22 protein-coding genes are annotated in these 20,589 nt (G+C 61.2%); 8 read left to right on the top strand and 14 right to left on the bottom strand.

The window, feature by feature from the left end:
• Positions 1-33: 33 nt before the first annotated feature.
• Positions 34-555: a YciE/YciF ferroxidase family protein gene (locus MESOP_RS32345; RefSeq protein WP_013897210.1), complete on the bottom strand. Its 522-nt coding sequence runs from the start codon at positions 553-555 to the stop codon at positions 34-36.
• Positions 556-743: 188 nt separating this feature from the next.
• Positions 744-1,046 (bottom strand): DUF982 domain-containing protein, encoded by a 303-nt coding sequence (locus MESOP_RS32340; protein WP_041164431.1) that lies wholly within the window; start codon positions 1,044-1,046, stop codon positions 744-746.
• Positions 1,047-1,351: 305 nt separating this feature from the next.
• On the opposite strand from MESOP_RS32340, the gene MESOP_RS32335 reads away from it, so the two are divergent.
• From MESOP_RS32335 to MESOP_RS35470, 3 genes are all read left to right on the top strand, one after another.
• Positions 1,352-2,383 (top strand): SDR family oxidoreductase, encoded by a 1,032-nt coding sequence (locus tag MESOP_RS32335; RefSeq protein ID WP_013897208.1) that lies wholly within the window; start codon positions 1,352-1,354, stop codon positions 2,381-2,383.
• Between the two features lie 215 nt (positions 2,384-2,598).
• Positions 2,599-3,627 (top strand): YihY/virulence factor BrkB family protein, encoded by a 1,029-nt coding sequence (locus MESOP_RS32330; RefSeq protein ID WP_013897207.1) that lies wholly within the window; start codon positions 2,599-2,601, stop codon positions 3,625-3,627.
• Positions 3,564-3,854, top strand: a complete 291-nt coding sequence (locus tag MESOP_RS35470) for a hypothetical protein (protein WP_425339713.1) — start codon at positions 3,564-3,566, stop codon at positions 3,852-3,854. The genes MESOP_RS32330 and MESOP_RS35470 overlap by 64 nt, the downstream gene beginning before the upstream one ends.
• A gap of 26 nt (positions 3,855-3,880) precedes the next feature.
• On the opposite strand, the gene MESOP_RS35950 is transcribed toward MESOP_RS35470, so the two are convergent.
• Entirely contained in the window at positions 3,881-4,201 is a 321-nt protein-coding gene (locus tag MESOP_RS35950; protein WP_013897205.1) for a hypothetical protein, read from the bottom strand.
• 542 nt (positions 4,202-4,743) lie between these two features.
• Positions 4,744-4,947 carry a CsbD family protein gene (locus MESOP_RS32325; RefSeq protein WP_013897204.1) on the bottom strand — a complete coding sequence of 68 codons (204 nt, stop codon included), beginning with the start codon at positions 4,945-4,947 and terminating at the stop codon, positions 4,744-4,746.
• A 223-nt stretch (positions 4,948-5,170) separates the two neighbouring features.
• Here MESOP_RS32325 and MESOP_RS32320 point away from each other — a divergent pair, with 223 nt between their 5' ends.
• The 5 genes from MESOP_RS32320 (at position 5,171) to MESOP_RS32300 (ending at position 12,520) form a co-directional block, all read left to right on the top strand.
• Positions 5,171-6,271 carry a chemotaxis protein CheB gene (locus MESOP_RS32320; RefSeq protein ID WP_013897203.1) on the top strand — a complete coding sequence of 367 codons (1,101 nt, stop codon included), beginning with the start codon at positions 5,171-5,173 and terminating at the stop codon, positions 6,269-6,271.
• Positions 6,225-9,815: a CheR family methyltransferase gene (locus MESOP_RS32315; RefSeq protein WP_013897202.1), complete on the top strand. Its 3,591-nt coding sequence runs from the start codon at positions 6,225-6,227 to the stop codon at positions 9,813-9,815. The genes MESOP_RS32320 and MESOP_RS32315 overlap by 47 nt, the downstream gene beginning before the upstream one ends.
• Positions 9,812-10,192: a response regulator gene (locus MESOP_RS32310; RefSeq protein ID WP_013897201.1), complete on the top strand. Its 381-nt coding sequence runs from the start codon at positions 9,812-9,814 to the stop codon at positions 10,190-10,192. Before MESOP_RS32315 ends, MESOP_RS32310 begins: the two co-directional genes overlap by 4 nt.
• 331 nt (positions 10,193-10,523) lie before the next feature.
• Positions 10,524-11,810, top strand: a complete 1,287-nt coding sequence (locus MESOP_RS32305; RefSeq protein WP_013897200.1) for an Nramp family divalent metal transporter — start codon at positions 10,524-10,526, stop codon at positions 11,808-11,810.
• Positions 11,811-11,827: 17 nt separating this feature from the next.
• Positions 11,828-12,520, top strand: a complete 693-nt coding sequence (locus tag MESOP_RS32300; RefSeq protein ID WP_013897199.1) for a sigma-70 family RNA polymerase sigma factor — start codon at positions 11,828-11,830, stop codon at positions 12,518-12,520.
• Between the two features lie 9 nt (positions 12,521-12,529).
• Here MESOP_RS32300 and MESOP_RS35945 read toward each other — a convergent pair whose 3' ends face one another.
• The 10 genes from MESOP_RS35945 to MESOP_RS32255 all read right to left on the bottom strand — a co-directional run bounded on the left by MESOP_RS35945 (position 12,530) and on the right by MESOP_RS32255 (position 20,586).
• Positions 12,530-12,706, bottom strand: a complete 177-nt coding sequence (locus MESOP_RS35945) for a hypothetical protein (protein ID WP_013897198.1) — start codon at positions 12,704-12,706, stop codon at positions 12,530-12,532.
• Between the two features lie 189 nt (positions 12,707-12,895).
• Positions 12,896-13,114, bottom strand: a complete 219-nt coding sequence (locus tag MESOP_RS32295) for a hypothetical protein (protein ID WP_013897197.1) — start codon at positions 13,112-13,114, stop codon at positions 12,896-12,898.
• A gap of 65 nt (positions 13,115-13,179) precedes the next feature.
• On the bottom strand, positions 13,180-14,040 hold the full coding sequence (locus MESOP_RS32290) for a class I SAM-dependent methyltransferase (RefSeq protein WP_245265035.1): 861 nt from the start codon (positions 14,038-14,040) through the stop codon (positions 13,180-13,182).
• A gap of 50 nt (positions 14,041-14,090) precedes the next feature.
• Positions 14,091-15,083, bottom strand: coding sequence for a GNAT family N-acetyltransferase (locus MESOP_RS32285; protein WP_013897195.1), 993 nt, complete (start codon positions 15,081-15,083; stop codon positions 14,091-14,093).
• Positions 15,080-16,144: a glycosyltransferase gene (locus MESOP_RS32280; RefSeq protein ID WP_013897194.1), complete on the bottom strand. Its 1,065-nt coding sequence runs from the start codon at positions 16,142-16,144 to the stop codon at positions 15,080-15,082. Before MESOP_RS32280 ends, MESOP_RS32285 begins: the two co-directional genes overlap by 4 nt.
• Positions 16,141-16,986, bottom strand: a complete 846-nt coding sequence (locus MESOP_RS32275; RefSeq protein ID WP_013897193.1) for a PIG-L deacetylase family protein — start codon at positions 16,984-16,986, stop codon at positions 16,141-16,143. Before MESOP_RS32275 ends, MESOP_RS32280 begins: the two co-directional genes overlap by 4 nt.
• Positions 16,987-16,993: 7 nt before the next feature.
• Positions 16,994-17,926 carry a beta-xylosidase gene (locus MESOP_RS32270; protein ID WP_013897192.1) on the bottom strand — a complete coding sequence of 311 codons (933 nt, stop codon included), beginning with the start codon at positions 17,924-17,926 and terminating at the stop codon, positions 16,994-16,996.
• On the bottom strand, positions 17,919-18,680 hold the full coding sequence (locus tag MESOP_RS32265; protein WP_013897191.1) for a TIGR04290 family methyltransferase: 762 nt from the start codon (positions 18,678-18,680) through the stop codon (positions 17,919-17,921). The genes MESOP_RS32270 and MESOP_RS32265 overlap by 8 nt, the downstream gene beginning before the upstream one ends.
• Positions 18,681-18,682: 2 nt before the next feature.
• Positions 18,683-19,486 carry a sugar phosphate nucleotidyltransferase gene (locus MESOP_RS32260; RefSeq protein WP_013897190.1) on the bottom strand — a complete coding sequence of 268 codons (804 nt, stop codon included), beginning with the start codon at positions 19,484-19,486 and terminating at the stop codon, positions 18,683-18,685.
• Positions 19,486-20,586, bottom strand: coding sequence for a CgeB family protein (locus tag MESOP_RS32255; protein ID WP_013897189.1), 1,101 nt, complete (start codon positions 20,584-20,586; stop codon positions 19,486-19,488). The genes MESOP_RS32260 and MESOP_RS32255 overlap by 1 nt, the downstream gene beginning before the upstream one ends.
• Positions 20,587-20,589 lie beyond the last annotated feature (3 nt).

Here is a 20,589-nt window from a genome sequence, read left to right as displayed (position 1 = left end):
TGCGAACGGCAGCGCATATCTCGTCAGCGCGCCTTACGCGGCCGCCTGCAGGGCCCGCTTGTTCGCACCGCTTTCGCCGAGCCTGGTAAGTGTCTCGTCGGTGGCGGATTCTTCCTTGAGGGTCTCGCGCAGCAAGGGCAGGGCGTCTTTCAGCCCCAGTTCCTCCGCCCAGGCGATCAGCGTGCCGTAGCGCGCTATCTCATAATGCTCGACCGACTGGGCGGCAGCTACAAGGCCGGCGTCGAGCGCCGGCTCGTCCTTGTATTCCTCGAGGATCTCCGATCCCTCTTCGATGATGCCGTCGATCGCGGGGCACGTCTTGCCTCGTGCCGGCTTGCCCAGCATTTCGAAAACCTGTTCGAGCCGGTCGACCTGGCCTTCCGTTTCGGTGCGATGCTTTTCGAAGGCCGCGCTCACCTCTTCCGCCTGAGCCGCCTTAGCCATCTTCGGCAGCGTCTTCAGGATTTTCTTTTCCGCATAATAGATGTCTTTCAGGCCGTCCACGAACAGGCTTTCGAGGCCGTTCGCGGCGCCGGACGAACTTTTCTTCGCCATGAATGTCTCCTTTAGTGGGTTGCCTTTCCAAGGAAAGGCGCCAGATCGTTGTTCTTAGCTACTGAACTCAAGGAAGGTGTTCGACTTCCTTGAGCAACAAAACAGGCATGATCGACCGATGTTCCCGACGAAATAACTTGTGAACTGATGTTCAGAAAATTCCGACGAGCCGACGTAGGAGGAGGTAGTCACGTCAGCGGACCTTTACGGTCGCCGGACGAAAGCTGGTCGAGTATGCTCAGCGCTATGCTCGGCCCGGAATCCTCCAGCAGACCCTGCTCAGCGGCCGCTTTCTTGAAAGCAGCAAAGGCGATTGCCGGACGGCAAATCCCTTCACCCGCGTCTTCCACAAGGCGAGCCGCCTTGAGATAGGCTGGCGCGTCCTTATTCTTCCACGCCCTGCCAAGTGCCTTCTTGGCGTCGGCGATCGAGGAAACCACCATCGTGCCGCCGTTGACGAAGTGAATCGTGAGCGGCAGGAATCTGCTCAAGGCTCTTTCACCATCCTAACCACTCGTTCACGCCTCAGGCGGGGCCGATGAAGGGCACCGCCGTCAGGGCCGCCGCTGCCGGAACAAGAATGGGATTGTAGGTCCAAAAGGATTTCATCTTGCCACCGTGTAGTGGCCATAAACGAAGCTGCCACCGAGTGGTTGCATCCAACCTCTGCAGTTAACTTCGATGTATCCACAGAGAGCTGGCGCCTGCCCGAAGATGACCGGAAAGCTGGAGGCGCGGTGCAACCTCAACCTTTTCTGTCCGCATGCGTTGTCCCCGAAAGCGAAGGAGAAAACCGATGCCGACGAAATCCGCCAGGACCGCAGTATCCGCCGTACCGACCAAACCCGCCACGCGGACCAGATCCACTTCCGAGCAGGCGGCTAGCAAGCAGCGGAGTGTGCAGCGCAAGGTCGACGCGGCCGATCGCGCCAAGCCGAACGGCAAATCCAAATCGCAACGAGCCATGCAGGCGGGCGCGCGCAAATATCCGGTGCCGCCGTTCCCGAAGCAGCATCATCCGAAACCCGGTGAGGAATGGGCGATCGAGCCGGCGCCGCTTTATGATGCGCCGTTCTGGCAGGGATCGAACAAGCTGACTGGCAAGGTGGCGCTGATCACTGGCGGCGACTCCGGCATCGGCCGCTCGGTCGCCGTGCTGTTCGCCCGTGAAGGGGCCGATATCGCCGTTGTCTACCTCAGCGAGGATCGCGACGCGAAGGTGACAAAGCAAGCAGTCGAGGCCGAAGGCAGGAGCTGCATTACCATACGCGGCGATGTCGCCAGGCGGACCTTCTGCCGCAAGGCGGTGGAGCAGACGCTGAAGGTCTTCGGCAAACTGGACGTGCTCGTCAACAACGCCGCCTTTCAAGTGCATTCGTCGGATTTCGCCGATCTCACCGAGCAGCATTTCGACACCACGCTAAAGACCAATCTCTACGGCTATTTCCATATGGCGCAGGAGGCCGTGCCGCACATGAAACAGGGCTCGGCGATCATCAACACCGGTTCGGTGACCGGCATCGAAGGCTCGAAGGATCTGATCGACTACTCGATGACCAAAGGCGGCATCCATGCCTTCACGCGGGCTCTCTCGGGCAGTCTGGTCAGCAAGGGTATTCGCGTCAATGCCGTGGCGCCTGGACCTGTGTGGACGCCGCTCAACCCATCGGAAAAGGAGGCGGAGGATGTCTCGCGCTTCGGCGCCCAGACGCCGATGAAGCGGCCGGCCCAGCCGGAAGAGATCGCTCCAGCCTACGTCTTTCTCGCTTCGCCGCAATGCTCCAGCTATATCACCGGCGAGATCTTGCCGATCATCGGAGGCTATTGAACGCAACCGCCGCTGCCGTAAGACCAGGCCTATTTCGACCAGGCATTGAAGGTCGGAACCATTCGATCCACGCGCAATTGACCTCTGCGGGCCGCGTTAGTCGGACCTGGTGGTAAAGAGCACAGGGTGGTTTTTCCGGCTTCACACCTTGGCCAACGAAAAGGCAGTCGAGCTCTTGTCCCACCCGGCCCGCTTTAATTGAGCGTTGGCATCGCATGGCGGAAGACAAGAAATCGAAGACCGACTGGTCGCAGGAAGGCTGGCTTTTGCTGAAGGAAAGCGTCAGCGGCTACGTCAATGACAACGCGCTGAGCCACGGCGCTGCGATTGCTTTCTACGCGGCGACCTCCCTTGCGCCGATCGTTCTCATCGTGGTGGCGATCGCCGGCATCGTCGTCGGCAACGATGCTGCCCAGCTCGCGCTCTCAGCCGAGTTCGCGGGCGTGATGGGGCCGCAGAGCGCCGATCTCCTCAAGGCAACGATCGAGACCGCTTCGCATCGAGGATCCAGCACGCTGGCCACCCTCATCGGGCTGATGGCGCTCCTTGTTACCGCCTCCGGCGTCTTCGGCGAGATGCAGCTGTCGCTGAACCAGATATGGAAGGTCAGGCCCAATGGCGTTTCGCTTTCGCGCCTGGTGCGGGCGAGGGCTGCGAGCCTAGGCCTGGTGGCGGCTCTTGGTTTCATGCTTCTGGTGTCGCTCGCGGCAAGCACGGCGATCTCGGCGCTGGGCGCGGTCATCAACCAGCACCTGCCTTTCGGCGAGCTGATCGTGAGCGCGATCAACACCATCGTGTCGTTCGTGCTGATCGCGCTGCTCTTTTCCGCGATCTACAAGGTCCTGCCGGACCGAACGCTGAAATGGCGCGACGTCGCCGTTGGCTCGTTGGTCACGGCGCTGCTGTTCACCATCGGCAAGTCGCTGATCGGCTGGTACATCGGCACCAGCGCCATCGCGACGTCCTATGGCGCCGCTGGCGCGCTGATGGTCGTGCTGCTCTGGGTCTATTACTCGGCCCAGATATTTCTATTCGGCGCCGAGATCACCCGCGCCTATTCGGTGCTGAGCGGCAGCCGGCAGGATCTCGCGCCGATGGTGCAGAGCAGGCCGGGCTCGCAATTTCGATCTGGACCCACGACCGCGGTGCGGTTCGGATCTCCTGAGAACAAGATCCGTGGTTGGATCGTTTTCATCTGCCTGATCACGCTGCTGGTCTCGCAGGTCTGGCGGCGGGAGGACTGAGCGCCGCGCCAGCCGAGGCCGCCAAGCGCGTAGACACCGTCCTCGCCGGCATGGACGATGCCAAGAACAAGGCAAAAGCGGCCGCCGATACGGCCAGGAAGGCAAGCGCCGCTTTCGCGCTGGTCGGCGCTTTATCCGTGATTGTGGGCGCTTTCATCGCCAGCGTCGCCGCAGCGCTCGGCGGCAAGCAGCGCGATGAAGACGAGGCGCTGTTCGTCCGGGACTGACTGCAAACGCCGCTCGCTTGCTGACATTACTCAATCAAATTCGTCCGCTGGCTTGCCGGCGGGCGAATTATTTTTAGTGGAGCTGGCAGGTAGTCATCCCGAGCCGCCCTGGCGGCTGGCGTCGCCTCATTGTCGGTCCTATCGTTCTCCCATCGCTTTTCGATTTCGTAGGAAAGCCAGCGGCAGAACATGCCGATGATCGAAGTGGCGGCGCCGCCGAGCAAGCAGGCAATCAGCAACGGACTTTTCGATGCGCTGTCCCAGCTGACGATCGCCAGCAGGATCACGCTTGCCGCGGAGATCGAATATCCGATGCCCTTGAGCAGATGAAGCGACGATCTGGTCATGCTAATCCGCCTCCAAAGATGGAACAATTAGCTGTGACTGAAGTTCCATCTCCGCGATATGTCTCCAGCGGCGGGGCGCCGGGCGGCTCCGTCCGGGTCGGCTTGCGATCGCAAAGGCGCAGGTTCCCTCTCGGCACGTGCTTATCCAGAATGCCCGCAACACAGCCGCCATCCATGCAGGCCAAGCCTAACGAGATTGAGTGTTAGCGCTCCCGTTCGCTGGAATCTCGTACCCCGGGGGGTCACTTGCCTGCCGAATAATTCTTAGCGCTTCCTCAGGCGTGAGACCGCATTTGCGGGCAAAATAAACCGCCTCGGTAGCCTCCGAGCGAGAGGCTGTCGCTATGGCGGACAATGCTGATTTCAATTTCTTCTTGGCCATGGTTCACCGTGGCAGACTCATTTGGTCAGCTAATAGCTTCGCGGCCCCAAATTCGGACTTTGAAGCATGGCGAGAGCGCAACGTTCGTGTGGTCATACGCTGACGCGAGTTGGAGAAGGGTTGATTCGAGCGACACAACCCTTCTTCATTGAGCGTTGGCCTACCAGCCTTGGCGGCGAGCCCAGTCATCGACGTCGGCGCGGACACGATCCTTCTCGATGCCGTAACGTTCCTGGATCTTGCCTTCAAGCTGGTCGCGCTTGCCGGCGATGCGGTCGAGATCATCGTCGGTGAGCTTACCCCATTGTTCCTTCACCTTGCCTTTGACCTGCTTCCAATTTCCTTCGACGCGGTTCCAATCCATGGTCCAAAGTCTCCTTAGGTTGCATTGCATAACAACGGCGGCGATGTCCGGGAGTTCCTGCCAAGAGGGTTGTCGCGAGTAGGCGTTTGCTTTTGCAAACGTATTGCGCCTCGCTGATACCCAACTACATTTTGCAGTTGCAGATCGACGACGGCGCCACCTGATGGAACCTTATCCCGCTTGGTCGACTTTATGATCGAGGGCAAGGGCGCCCACGGATTTCATGGTCGATATTCGAAACCGCATTTCACCTGCTCGCGCGAACCGGACAAGCTCGCCGCAAGAACAGGCGCGCAACCGCTTCATTATTGTCATCGGCGCGTCGGCGGGCGGAATCGAACCGCTGAAGAAGATCGTGAGCGATCTGCCCGCGGAGCTGCCGGCAGCCGTGTTCATCGTGCTCCATGTCGGCCAGATCAGCTATCTGCCCGCAATCCTCGACCGCGTCGCCACGCTCAAAACCTCGGTCGCCGAGAACGGCGCGTCCTTCAGGACCGGCAACATCTATGTGGCGCCGCCCGGCTTCCATCTTCTCCTGCATGGCGACCACATGATGCTGCGGCGCGGACCGCGCGAAAACCTCGCCCGGCCGGCCATAGATCCGCTGTTCCGCTCGGCGGCGCTCAGCTACGGCGCGAGCGTCATCGGCGTCCTGCTCTCGGGTGCGCTTTCCGACGGCACCGCCGGCTTGAGAGCCGTCAAGGCGGTCGGCGGGATCGCGGCCGTGCAGCACCCGAAGGACGCGCTGGTGCCATCCATGGTGGAAAGCGCGCTGCAATATGTCGAGGTCGACCATTGCGTGCCGGCGGCCGAGCTCGCTCGCCTGCTGGCTAAGCTGGCGGCCGAGCCGGCTGACAGCACCTTGCCTGCCCCGCCAATGGTCAGACTGGAGGCGGCCATCGCCGCGCAGGAGCATTCGACCATGAAAGAAGCAGATCGACTTGGCGAATTGTCGGTGTTTACATGCCCAGAATGCAACGGGCCGCTGTGGGAGCTCGAAGACGGTGACATGCTGCGCTACCGGTGTCATACCGGACACGCTTTTACTGCCGAGGCGGTATTGGAAGCGCAGGCGATCGAGGCGGATGAAATTCTATGGAGCCTGCTGCGGTCACATCAGCAACGGGCGGAATTTGCCCGGCGCATGGCCGAGCGGGAAAGAACACGGCATCGCTCGCAGCTCGCGAAAGAGCTTGGCCAGCGGGCAAAAGAATACGATGCGGATGCCGCTCTCGTCGAGCGCATCCTCGAAAGCAGGCGGGTTCGGGTAACGGGCAATGGAACAGTCGACCAGGAAGGCAACGGCAAGAAACGCGAAGGCTAGGCCACGTGGGGATGCCAAAGAGCCCGCGTCCTTCCCCATCATAGGCATCGGCGCGTCGGCGGGCGGCATCGGAGCGCTGCAGCAATTCTTTCCCGAAGTGCCGGCCGACAGCGGTTTTGCCTATGTGGTGATCCAGCATCTCGACGCCGAGCATGAAAGCGCGCTTGCCAGCATCATCCAACGCTCCACCACGATCGAAACGCAAACAGCGGCAGAGGGTGTGGAGATCGAGCCGGACAATATCTACGTGATCCCCCCGGGCGTCTCGGTAACAGTCGAGGACCGCCACTTTCACCTCGCCAAGATGCCTGCCGCGCGTGTCAAGCGCACGCCGATCGACGATTTCTTCACGTCGCTGGCGCGGGAGCAGGCTGAGTATGCGACGGGCATAATCCTTTCGGGCACCGGCAGCGACGGCACGATCGGACTGCGGGCAATCAAGGAGCACGGCGGACTGACGCTGGCGCAGGAAAGCGCCGAACATGACGGCATGATGCGAAGCGCCGTCCAGGGCGGGCTGGTCGACATGGTGCTTCCCGCAGGGCAAATGGCGGGAAAGCTGGTGGGTTATTTCAGCCGCTCCAACCGGACCGAAAGCGAGCGCGACCGCCGCAAGCGCGACTTGGCGGAACAGCTTTCGCGGATCTCGACGCTGCTTCGAGTACGCACCGGCCACGATTTCAGCGGCTACAAGGATAATACTATCATGCGGCGCATCCAGCGCCGCATGCAGGTGCTGCAGATCGACGATCCGGCGACTTTCTATGAGCACTTGCGCGACGATCCGCAGCAGATCGATCTGCTGTTCCAGGATCTGCTCATCGGCGTGACCAGTTTTTTCCGCGACACGCGGGCCTTCGAAGCGCTCGAACGTTTCGTCATTCCGAAGCTTTTCGAGGACCGCAAACCGGACGAGACGATCCGGGTCTGGGTGCCGGGCTGCGCCACCGGCGAAGAAGCTTATTCGATCGCGATGCTGCTGAAGGAGAACGCGCGCGGTGCCGTTTCGGCCAGCCTGCAGATATTCGCGACCGACGTTGACGAGCGCGCGCTGGAAATAGCTCGCGCCGGGCGCTATCCCGCGGCGATCGCAAGCGATGTCACGCCGAAGCGCCTCAAGGAATTCTTCACGCGCGAGGACGGCACTTATCGTGTCGGCGCCGATTTGCGGGAAATCTGCCTATTTTCAGCACACAATCTTCTACGCGACCCGCCGTTTTCCAGGCTCGACCTGATCGCCTGCCGCAACCTGCTGATTTATCTGGGCCCTGAACTGCAGGAGAAGATCGTGCCGGTCTTTCATTACGCTCTGCGCAGCAACGGCTATCTGTTTCTCGGATCGTCCGAGAACGTCACGCGTCACGGGCGCCTGTTCTCGACCGTGGACAAGACCAGCCGCATCTTCCAGAAGCGCGGTGAGGTGGCGGTGCAGCGGCTGCCGGAATTCCCGCTCGCCGCGGCGGGCAGGCAGCCCGCCCCGCATGCACGTCAGCGCGCCACGACTTCAACCTTGCAGGAGTTCGCGGAACGGCTGATCCTCCAGCGCTATTCGCCCGCCCATGTGGTAGTCAACGCCGCCGGCGAACTGATGCACAGTTCCGGAGGCACAGGCAAGTATCTTGAGCTCGCCGCCGGCGCACCCGACCACAACGTCTTCTCCATGGCCAGGCGGGGCCTGCGCATGGACTTGCGGGCAGCGCTTCACAAAGCAGTCAGCTCCGGACAGGTGGCGGTCCAGAGCAACATTACGGTAGGCACCAATGGCGGACGCCAGACGATCAGCCTCGTCGTTCAGCCGCTGCCATCTGACGACTCGGCAGATCCGCTCTACATGCTCGTGTTCCGCGATATCGGCGGCATCAAACCGGAAGCCGTGGACGAGCCAGACCGCACAGCCGACGATGTCGAAAGCGCCAATGTCAGCCAGCTCGAAAAGGAGCTGAGGGAAACCAGGGAACGGCTGCAGATCACGACGGAGGAACTCGAATCCTCCAACGAGGAGTTGAAATCGTCCAACGAGGAGCTGTCATCCATCAATGAGGAGCTGCAGTCGTCCAACGAGGAACTGGAAACCTCGAAAGAGGAATTGCAGTCGATCAACGAGGAATTGCAAACAGTCAATGCTGAGCTCAGCATCCGTGTCGACGAACTCAGCCGCGCCAATAACGACATGGCGAACTTGCTCGAAAGCACCCAGATCGCGACCGTCTTCCTCGACCGCGATCTCTGCATCAAGAGCTTTACGCCGACGGCGCGCGACCTGTTCAGGCTGGTCGAAAGCGATGTCGGGCGGCCCCTCGCGCATGTGCGTCCGCGGTTTCTGGCCGACGGATTGCAGGGCGATTTGGAGCAGGTGCTACAGCGGCTTGGAGCGATCGAGCGGCAGATCGAGGGCGTCGACAACGACCGGCGCTACATCATGCGCGTTCTGCCGTACCGTACGGTCGAGAATGTCATCGCCGGCGTGGTCGTCACCTTCGTCGATGTCACCCAGATCGTGAAAGCCGAGGAAAAGATCGGCACGCTCTCGCAAGATCTGCGCAACCGCGTCGAAAGCCTAGCAACGCTGCTGGACCTGGTGCCGGTGGGCATTCTCATCGCCGAGAACGGTAACTTCGAGGCGATCCGTGCTAATCGCCGGGCGGTTGAACTTGCTGCCCGGAGCGGCGCGGACGGCAAGCTGGCATCAATGGCGGTTGTGCTGCCGCTGACGGTTAACGGCGTTGCAGTGGACGCGGGGGATCAGCCCCTGCAAAAAGCGATGCGGACGGGCAAAGCCATTCCCGGATATGAGGCGCGCATCACGCGGGCGGACGGTTCAAGCGTCGACGTGATGATTTCGGCAAATCCGCTGTTCGATGAATCCGGCAAGGTCCGCGGTGCGATCGCGGCCCTGGTCGACATATCGACCCACAAGGAGGCGGAGCGGAGCCAGGAGAGGCTGCTGCACGAGTTACAGCACCGCGTGAAGAACATCCTCGCCACGGTTACCGCGCTGGCTTCGCGCATGACCCGTTCGTCGATCTCGATAGGCGAGTTCTCGACATCATTTCACGAGCGATTGCAGGCGATGGCCCGCACGCACGAGGTCCTGTCATCTTACAATTGGGGCGATGCCGACCTCGAGCAGCTGCTCAGGGCGACGCTCTCTCCCTACGGCAGCACGGAACGCCAGGCCGTTGTTGTCAAGGGGCGGCCGCTCCACCTCAATTCGGCCACGGCGGCGACGCTCGGCATGGTTTTTTTCGAGCTCGCCAGCAACGCCGCCAAATATGGTGCGCTTTCCGTAGACACCGGCCGCGTCGAAGTGTCCTGGGATGTCGTAACGTTGAACACGTTATCGATCAGCTGGAAAGAAATCGGCGGCCCGATCGTAGAAGAACCATCCCGCAGGAATTTCGGAACAACCTTCATCCAGCAGAGTTTGGAATACGAGTTGGGGGGAACTGTGGGGTTGAGCTTCAAGCCCTCCGGCGTGGAATGCCTGCTTGAAATACCCTTGTCCCGGACGGAAGCCGTCGATCTTCCGCTCAGAAACAAATGAATAAAAACGCTCCATTATCCGGCCTGCGGGTTCTCGTCGTCGAGGATGCATTCCTGCTTGCGCTCGATCTATCGGACGAATTGAAGACAGCTGGTTGCGATGTCGTCGGTCCCGCACCCTCCGTCCAACAGGCACTTGAGCAGATCGACGGCGTCAAGCTGGACGGGGCGGTGCTCGACGTCAACTTGCATGGCGAACGCAGCTTCCCAATTGCGGAGCACCTCGCCACCCGCGGTGTGCCTTTTGTCTTTCTCACCGGCTATGACAGCGCCACGGTGTTCCCCGATCAGTTCCAGGATTCGCCGAGACTATCGAAGCCTGTCGACACGACGATGTTGATCGAGGCGGTCGCGCGTTTCGGCGAGCACAAGGATTAAGGCCACGCGGCGCTCTGGCCCGTAGTGATCGGCCTTCTCTCAGCAAACTGCGGCATCTTTCATAGACCACTGCCGCCAGGGCAGGCGAACTTGCGCCTGTAGCCAACAACCAACCAGACGGAGCCTATTGGCGGTTCACCAGCCATAGGCAGTCGTTCCAAGAGCTCGGAAAATTCTGCTCACGGGATGTGATGCATGACCTCCACAGCTGGATGGCCGGATCCTGCGGCGGAACAAAACGCCCGACGGGGCAGTTCGGCCGCAGGAATCAAGGCGGCACCCATTCACTCATGTTTGGCCGATCCTTTTCCGACGGCACCGGGCGCAAGTGATGACCGAGCAAACCAATAATGAGGCGGACAGGCGAGGGCGCAAAGGTGTCGGAAGAGCCGTTGGGCTGGCCTTGATCGCGGGGGCAGCCGACGACGATTGCTCGGCAATCGGAACTTATGCCAGCGCGGGAGCAAGATTCGGGCCCGACCTGCTTTGGACCGCACCCGTGACACTGCCGATGATGTACACTGTCGTGTACCTCTCATCGAAGCTCGGCCAGGTGTCGGGTCGGGGATTGTTCCAGGTCATCGCGGATTTCTACCCGCGCTGGCTGCTATGGTCGGTCCTGGTTGGAGTCTTGATTGGCAACACGATCGAGGCTGCCGCGAACCTCGGCGCCATGTCGGCGGCGATCAACCTGTTCGTGCCGTTGCCCGTGCCGATGATCGTCGCTTTCATTGCAGCATCTATGTTCGCTCTTCAAGTCTTTGGTTCTTACGGCCTCCTTAGGAATCTATTCCGGGTGCTGGCGTTGGCGCTGCTCGCCTATGTTGTCTCGGCTGTCCTCGCCAAGCCAGAACTGAGTTCGGTGTTAGGCGGTACTTTTCTGCCGAAGGTTCATCTCAACCGTGAGTACTTGTCTATACTGGTTGCGATCATAGGAACGACACTTTCGGCCTACCTCTACACTTGGCAATCCAACCAGGAGGTGGAAGAGGAGATCGCCAAGGGCAGAACCACTCTTGAGAAGCGCAAAGGAGCGACTGAGGGAGAGTTGCGCCGGTCGCGCCACGATATTCTTATCGGCATGACTTTTTCCAACCTGATCATGTACTTCATCATCCTCTCGACGGGTTCGACGCTTCACAAGGTCGGCCAAACCCAGATCGAAACGGCGGCCCAGGCGGCTGAAGCGCTGCGACCGCTTGCTGGCGATGCAGCAGGCATATTTTTCGCCGCCGGTGTGATCGGTGTCGGCTTTCTGGCGGTTCCTGTCATGACGACAGGCGCTGCCTTCGATCTCGCGCAGGCCATGGGCTGGAACCATGGCATGAACGCGAAGCCGCAGAAAGCGCCGGCCTTCTATCTGGCGACGGGGGCATTCACCCTGATCGCGGTCGTCCTAAATTTTCTTGGCTTCAATCCAATGCATGCGCTGGTCTGGGCGGGCGTGGTGCAAGGCTTTTCCACTCCCCCGCTGCTGCTGCTGATCCTGTTGATGACGAACGATCGCAGGATTATGGGCGACAGGGTCAATAGCCGAAGTACGAACATCCTGGGGGGCATCACGACGACAGCAATCTTTGCGGCCTCGGCTGGCCTGGTAGTGAGCTGGTTCCTGTAGCCGGAACCGCGGTATCAATGATTAGTGAACGACACCCGAGCAAGGTTCGTTTCGAACAGGAACGATCGTCATCGTTGCGCATTCTTCCTAGTCATTGTTATCAACTCGCTGTCGGGGTTCGAACCGTGTTACCCAATGGCCATGCCACGCCTGACTGCGTGCCGGGCGAAATCAACGTTGTCGATCTCATCCCTGCCTTGCGCGCGTTTGCACGCACATTTTGCCGTGTTCCCGATGATGCCGATGACCTGGTGCAGGAGACCTTGACCAAAGGGCTTGCCAACTTGGACAAGTTCGAGCCGGGGACGCGCTTGAAGTCCTGGCTTTTCACCATCATGCGCAACACGCACTATACGCGGGTGAAGGCTGCAGCCAGAGAAGCACCTGGATTGCTCGATTGCGTCTCCAGCAGACCGATTTCGGAAGCCTCCCAAGAGTGGTCCATTCAGAGCAAGGAAGTTTACCAAGCCATCCAGAAGCTTCCGTCACATCAGCGCGAAGTGCTGATGCTGATCGGTGTGCTGGGCGTCAGCTACGAAGAAACCGCCGAGATATGCAATTGCGCGATAGGAACCATCAAAAGCCGCCTCAACCGCGCGCGTGCATGCGTCTTGGAATCGCTTGATGAAAGCTCATCGCAAGCGCTGGTCGAAAGACATGAGCATGTGTTGGAAGACCACTGGGATAGGGCTGCTGACAGACCTCGATGAAGGCAGGCGTCAGGTTTCCGGTTCACAGCGACGCTTCTGGATCAGCGCATTCTGCAGCTCAATCGCGAGCTTGATCAGGCGATCGGGGACCTTTTCCTGCTCGATCGCGGTCAACAGCGATGCAATCTCTTTGTCTATGCTCAGGCTTGCGTCGCTGGCGGGATCGCGTTGGCTCGGGCGAGACATGGCATTCTCTTAGCAATTAAGGTCCCTTCGAAAATTCACTGAGACCATAGACGGCCAGAGTTTGCAAGGCGCTCCAGCCGCCAATCAGCCTTGGCTCGGCACTGGATTTTGCCCAGAGCAAAGCCCTCTGCCTGACCCCATACCTGATCCGTTTGCGCGCCTGCAAGTCCGGTGAGAGCCGCTGCAAGCTTAGTCTTCGGGAAGCCGGTTTCCCGCGTGGTCCTGATATTGATCGGACTTGGTCCGATTGCTGTCGAGGCCGCGCTGTTTTGTATGCTGCTTCTTATCCCGGTTCGACAGGACGTCATTTTCGCCGAGCATGTCTTTCGGAACCTCCGTCTTCGCCCCGGTCCCGGAACCTTTGCCCTGACTGCCGCGGCCCATGTGTTTCTTACCGCCGGATGCCATCTGCTTCTCCTGGGTCTGCCAGCTTCTGCGCAAGTGGTTTCGGCGCCCGAACTTCGGTTCGCCTGTTATGTTCCGCCGGTATGACGAATAAGAAAGGCGGTGCCATCCCAGCGACGGAACGGCGTGTCGCCGTCGATCACGATGTCCATGGCACATGCATTGGCAAGGTTGCGGATGTCGGAAGAATCGGCGGCGGACGACATTCGATATGAATAGTTGAGAATTGCCGCCATCCCTCCAGGTCGCAATAGGCGCGCCATTTCGCTGAAGTGCCGCTCGGCGACGCCGGCGACCACCAGGTAAGGGAAAATGTCCACCGCCAGGATGCCGTCAAAGCTCTCGTCGGCGAATTCGCCAAGATCCAGGCCAGAGGTCTGGCGGAACTCGACGTTGCCGATCCCGGCGCACCGCCGACGCGCGACTGCGATCATCCTGGAGGAAATATCGGTACCGACAATATGCCCGGTCTTGGCGTGGAGTTGGCATTCGAAACGGCCGATACCACAGCCGATGTCGAGTATTGTCTTGTCCGCGCCTGTAAACCCGTGTTTCTCAAGCCAAGAGGCGATCTCGGCGGTCGTGGCCGAGAGCTTTTCCTCATCGCCGAGCGACGAAAGTTGGACGCTGGCAGCCGGTGAGATGGCGACCGCCTGGTCAAACCCGCTGGCCAGCCGGCGGACCGTCACCTCACCGGTTTCGCCGTCCTGTCGGTCATGACACACGGAACCTGCCGTCGCCCGAAGACTGTCGAAGGCGTCCGTGTTGGCCGAAAGAAGCGCGGCCACGTCCTCGAGCCAGTCTCTGCAATGGGAGGCCTTTGTCCGCATCTCCAGCGCGATGTCCGCCAATTCCGCAGCATTGATTTCCGCCGTAAGATTGACGGCCAGTCTGGCTACCGCTACCTCGGCGGACAGGTCGTCTGCCATGCAATTCTCGAGAATGCGGCTGGCGGCCATCCTCTGCTCTTCTGCCGCGATCACAGCTCTGCGCTCCGGGTCCAGACCCTTTGTGCCGTCCACCTGTCCACCGCCCCCCAGCTATACTTGTATCTCTCCCGGCCGCGCAGAAAATCGAACTCCCGTGCCCCTTCGCGAGCGGCTTCGGCAATGGCCTCGCCGATCAGGATCGCGCCGGGGCTCTCCTGCGCATAGGCCAAGTCGAAACCACCGAGATAGGCATAGGCGCGACCATGATGATGGAAGCCATAATACGCACCGACGACAGCGTCGCCGATTCCGATCAGCCAGCATCGCGCCAGATCGTTCGCGGCAAGGCGGGGCAGGGCCTTCCGATGGAATCCCAGGGCCATGTCCGTCAACACGCCACCGCCCTCTCCTGCCCAACGGGCTTTGTGCAGGCGGATCAGGTGGCCGAGAAACATCTCTGGTGCGGCTTCCGCACGCGTGATCGTTACCCGGCCTCTCCGTCGCGCGGCTCTTAGAGCGCGACGAAGCTGTCGTCTTCGCCGCGCGGGAACCGAGCCCGCAATCGTCTCGCCGCCGGCCAAGGCAAGCACTGGGCAGGCGGCATGGCCGGCAGACAGGTTCTCTTCAATATCGGGCAGTACGAGATCCAGGGACACGGCTTCAGCCGGAAGATCCGGCAGAATCCATTGCGCCCATTCGAGCGAAAGCACTGTTTCGGCAATCGCGGTCCCGACGGTTTTCTTGAGTTCGGGTACGCAAAGAACATCGAGATAGTCGCTCAGCGATATCCCGATCGGAAGCAGGCGCGAACCTGACGCGTGCCTCTCGAGATAGAGCGGTGCCAGTCCCGCGAGATCATTTCCGCTCCACACAGCGATCACCGAGAGATCGCCAGGCGCGAACGTCCGCCACCATGGCAACAGCCAGGCGGGCGACTGGAAAGGCGTGGCAGAGGCGCATTGCGACCAGAGCGGCCACCAATGCGGCTCAAGATCGTCGAACGCACCTGGGTCCCGTATGACATCGGTGCGCAAGCCGTTCACTGCGCGGCCCTCGACCCCGAGTGGGAAGCGCCGAATTCTGCCAATGCCCGATAGGCATCCATGTAGGCCAAAATCATGCCATCGAGCGAGAAGCGATGTCTCGCTTCGCCCAGGCATGTTTCGCGGTCGAGGTCGGCCGAGGCCTTTATGGCGCTCGCCATCTCGTCGACGTCGTTGACGAGAAATCCGGTCCTGCCGTGTTCGACGACATTGGGCAGGGCGCCATTCGGGAAGGCCACAACGGGCGTACCGCACGCAAGCGCTTCCATGGCAACCAGCGAGCTTGTTTCCGCGGCAAGACTCGGAATGACCAGGCAGCGGGCGGCATTCAGAAGCCTCCGCTTGGCGGAAAACCCGAGCGGTCCCAAGAAGCGCCGCCGTCTGTCGAGGCGAGGCGCCACCTCGTCGGCGAAATACTGGACATGTGTCTGGTAGGGATAGATCTGACCGCCAATCGCAAGCGGCACGGCGGCACGCTTGGCGGCCTCGATCGCCAGATGGACGCCCTTCTCCGGGCAAATTCGGCTCAGCACGAGCGCAAAATTGCGCCGCGATCGCATCTCGTTCAGCGCATCGATGTCTACGCCGTTTGGGATCGGCGCGATCAGTCTCGATCCAAGCGGCGCGGTTTTTTGCTGCGCCTCCGAAACAGCATGCAGCCACAGGTCCTCACGGGCCGGTCTCAGCACGTCGGGTGGATACCAGGCGAGCGGCAGGTGCAGGCTCACAAGCGTCGGGCCGTCGCCAGGGAGATAGGCGTCGAAATCGATGCCGTGCAGGTGAACGACGTCGATCGGCCAACGCGCCCGGGCCGCAGCGATTGCCGCGCGATGCGCGCGTTGGGCGCGGCTCTTTGCCGTCTCATCGAGCACGCCTGTTTCCGCGGGTGTCTCAACCAGTGTCCCGGCCGCGCTGGAGCCCCGGCAGGCGACGACGATGGAATGATGGCCTTGCCGCACCAGCGCGCGATCCAGCATCGACAGCACCTGCTCGGCACCGCCGACCGCATCGGGGCCGACGGGCGCAAGCGGATAGGCGACGTTGAGCACGGTAAGCGTCATGGCTGATCGAGCCGAAGCTCCTCATGCGCGCGAGCCGCGGCGCTCAGCCAGGTCGTGGGCTCGAACCCCAACGGCAGCAATTGATAATAGAGCCTCCCGTTGTTGGGTGGTGCGCGGAAGTTATAGGCGGGCGCCAAACGGAATCGCTCTGTCGCCCCAAAGAACGATGCAAGCGTCCGCAACTGGGTCGTATAGCTGGCCAGCATGGCTCGCTTGAGCCGAAAGGCCGATTCGGTCAGACGTACCTCGATACGATCCGTCCCGAGATCATCGGCGAAATCCTGGAAGATAGGGCCTTTCGGCCCCGCGGCGTAAAATGCCATCTCGATGATGCTGGGCGCCGGACACCGGTCGCGGCGCAGCAACTGACAGGCGGCATGAACCGCGAAGGCAGTGGCGTCGTGGTCGGGATGTCCTCCTTCATAGGGATGCGTGCAGACGAAGCGGATCTCGGCGGAAGCGAAGATGCAGGCCAGCTCCTGCGCGAGCGGGACGAGATGCATGACCGCTTCCGTATCAGGATAGTCAAGGCTGGTCAGGATTCCGCACGACAGGCCCACCGCCGACAGCGCGGCCCCCAATTCACCGCGACGGGCATCGGCGTAGTCTTGCCACGTATCGAAACCATTGGCTTTTGCGTCGGCAAGGTTGCGCGGGGCTCCGTCCGTGACATGCACGATACGGCACTCAGACAGTCCGGCGAGGTGGCCGCCGATGCCAATCGTCTCGTCGTCCGGGTGCGCCACGACGATCATTATACCGGCACCTGGATCGACGTCGTTGCCGGTCAGTCGTGTGGCGAATTCTGCCAGCAGATTAGGTGACTGGTCGATGGACGACATGGTGACCTCATGCGGCCGAGACCCGCCGCATCGGCATCGCGTCGCTGTGCACGCCAGGTGCGTAGCGGCGCATCATGCTCGCGCAGAATTCAGCGAATTCTTCGGGCACTTGTGGCGGACTTGTGTGGTGAGGCTGCATGCCCCGGTGTTCGGGCGTGAAGCAAAAAGTGACGGTGACGTCGAAATCCGCCAGGGCTTCCATCTGGCGGTCGAACCAATCGAGAGCGTTCGGTCTGAAACTGTCGGCCCAGGAAAGGCCCGTGCGCAGATTTGTGACGCCCAGCCGCTTCATCCAGGCGACGGCTTCGTCCAGCCGGTGGTCCTCGAAATGGAACCACTGGACCAAGCCCATCTGCGGAGTGTGGCGCAGGAATTCCTCAAGAGCCGGCTTGGGCGTGCCATCCTCGCGCAGCAGGCCCATGTAGAAATGACGGTAATAGGAGGAGCCTTCCACCTCGCGATGCCGCGTGGTCGCGCCCCAGGCGTGCGGCAAATCGTAGAGGCTGTACCATTGGACGCGGGGTGCGCGGCCAAGCAGCAGCTCCGCAGTCCGCCGCAGGCCCCAGACCTGGACCTCCTCGGCGCCGAAGCTCGACACGCCGGCTTCGCTGATCCAGATCGGCAGATCGGTGATTTCGGCAATCTCGGCGAGCTTTTGCGGCCATTCATGCATTTGCCAAAGATTCCAGTCGAGCGGGAAGCCATGCACGGCAACGGCGTCGACACGATCGAGCACACCGTACCCCTTCATCAATGACATGAACCCGGCGTCGATCGGCGAAATGCCACCGAGCACCCGGGTGATCGCCGGGTTTTCGAGACCGATCGCATCGGCCGCCAGGATTGCCATGTTCGCGAAGCGGCTCCAGTCCGGATCGAGTTCGGGGTCCCAATGCGACTTGTTGTTGGGCTCGTTCCAGATCATCGCAGCTTCAATCATCGTTTCTTCCTTTCGCAGGGTAGACCGCGCCTCCGCCAGCCGGCTCACCGGACGCACGGCAGAAGTAGACCTCGTCTTCCGGGTGAAGCAGGATCTCGAAACCTGAGCTGCGCAGCATGGCTTCGATGCAACTGCGGTTCGGAATCCACCAGTTGGTCGGATCGTCCGCATAGCGGTGTTCGATGAAGTGCAGTTTCGGAAACTCAGGTCGATCAAACAGATCGTGCGTCCAGAAATGGTAGTTCCGTTCGAGCGCGGGGACCTCGCTGCTGCCGCGTTGCATCGACTGGAAGATCACCAGATCCCGCGCGACGTGCCGGCGGATCAAGTCGAGTGCCAGCAACGGGTGGCGCAGGTGATAGAGCACACCCATGAAGAGCACGATGTCGAAAGTCTCGCCGAGGGCGCCGACGTCATAGACCGACAGCTCGCGAAATTCGATGTCGCAGTCGGCGATTTCGGCGGCGAAACGCGCCTGCGTCAGATAGGCCACGTCGAAATCGATGCCGAGCACGCGATCGGCGCCCCGCTTCTTCATTTCAATGGAATAGAAGCCGGCGTTGCAGCCGATGTCGAGCACCGACTTGCCTGAAAGATCGGCCGGGATCGCATCAGCGAACTTCTGCCATTTGACCAAAGGATAGTTGCCGAGGAAATGATCGGGAGCCGTCTGAACGCCGGCCAATTCCATGTTGTGAAACCACGGGCCCAGCGCATCGATGCGACGGCGAATTTCCGCGTCGGAATGCAACATGGTCAGCCTCCTTCGCCTGGCAGGTACGGCACCTGGGAACTGCTGGGCGGCACCAACATCGGCGTGCCTTCGTCTTCCGACGTTTCGTTGTTTTCAAGTAGCCGCAGTGCCGTGCGGTAGCCGTTGAACGTCCCCACATCGACATAGGCCAAGCCCGCCTTGACGCCTAAGGCTTCACCTCCGACGGCCAGATAGGCATTGACCAGCGTGCCGAAATATTCGTCGCAACCATCCCGCTCGCGCCAGAGCCCCGCGAGCCGGTGAAAGATGCGGCCCGGCATCTTGAATGCTCCCCATACCCAGTCCGTGGCCGCGTCCTGCTGCTTGACCTGGATCTGCTCGACCCGGCCATCCTGATCGGTGACGACGGCGTCGAAAAGCTCCGGCCGGTCCACAGGAAACAGCAGGAACGACAGACGGTCGTCCGGAAGTTGGCAGAAGCCGTCCTCGGGAAACCAGATCGTATCCGGCAGACCGATCAGCACCGTTTCTTCCGGCATGACGAGAGGCGCGGCGCGGAAGATCGCGTCGCAAAGGCCGACCGGAGAGGGCTGGGCCACGAAGATAGCGGCGGCGCTGTCATAGCCGGCGGCATAATATTCGAGTATGTCCGACTTGCCCGAGCCGATGATGAAGCAGATCCTGTCGACGCCGTTGCGCACCATTCGGCGCACCAGATATTCGCTGACCGCGCAGGGGCGCTCGGTTTGCCCGTCCATCCGGCTGCCCACCGGCAGCAACTCCTTGGAAAAACCCAGCGGTTGAATGCGGCTGCCGCGCCCCGCGGCAGGCACGATGCCCAACATCAGACGGCTTCCTTCATCTGTTCGCTTGCCGGCGCCCGGGCCGCCTCATTCAGGATTCGATCCAGTTCCGCGGCGCGGCGAGCGGATGTGTGTTCATCGAGCACGCGTTCACGGGCTCTACGGCGCAGCGCTTCGATCTCGCCATCCGATAAACCGAGCGCTGCGACCACGTCTTCCGTGGAATGCGCGAGCAGTATCTCCTTGCCAGGCTCGAAGAAGCTTTCCAGGCCCGGCCAGTCATCTGAAATGATCGCGGCGCCGCAGGCCGCCGCTTCGAACAACCGGCCCGAGGGGCACCAACCCTTACGCGCCATCGCCTCGCGGGTGACGTTCAGGGTCAGACGTGACGAGCAGAAGAAGGCCGGATGGTCGGCGGGCGGCAGATGCCTGACGAAGAAGATATTGTCGCTCCACGGGAAATCCTGCGGGTATTGTGCGCCGCCAATGACAAAGCGGCGATCGGGCATCCGGACTGCCGGCGCGACAAGCAATTTTTCGACGCCGGTCTGCCGATCGTCGGCATAGGTGCCGAGATAGGACAGATCTCCGGCAAATTCGGCCCGAGGCTGCGACGGCCGATGGTGGCCGGGATCCACATGGCCATAGAGCGGCACGACGAGACGCGCGCCCAGCATGGTCTTGAGTGCATCGAGCGCCGGGCCCCCGGTGTAGCTCAGCACCAGGTCGAAATCGCGAAGCCCTTCCGGGCCGAAATAGGGTGGCTGGTCGCCTTGTTCGATGCGCGCCAGCGTCACCGCAGTATCAAGGTCATAGAACACTTTCAGTCCGGGACAGCTCTCGCACGCGAGGTGTGAGGCTTGAACAGCATCCGGGCAGTAGGAGGTGACAATGACAGCGTCAGCCTCCCGGACCGCGACCGCCGCGGCCTGGGCAACATCATCCCAACCCCCATAGAGCACCACGTTGCCGCCATCGAGATGGTCGAGGTCCCTTGCGCCGGCGTAGTAGGGGGTGTCGTGCTCAAAGAAGCTGATACGCCAGCCGAGTGGCGCGAGCGCTCGTATCAGCCCGCGCCAGAGCGTGGCGTGTCCGTTTCCCCAGGAGGAAGTGACAGTGAGACCGAAGATGACCATGCGCATCGG

The sequence above is a fragment of the Mesorhizobium opportunistum WSM2075 genome, assembly GCF_000176035.2.
Classification (GTDB): Bacteria; Pseudomonadota; Alphaproteobacteria; order Rhizobiales; family Rhizobiaceae; genus Mesorhizobium; species Mesorhizobium opportunistum.
Note: the sequence above shows the minus strand (reverse complement) of the source record. Positions and strands in the feature narration are given on the sequence as shown.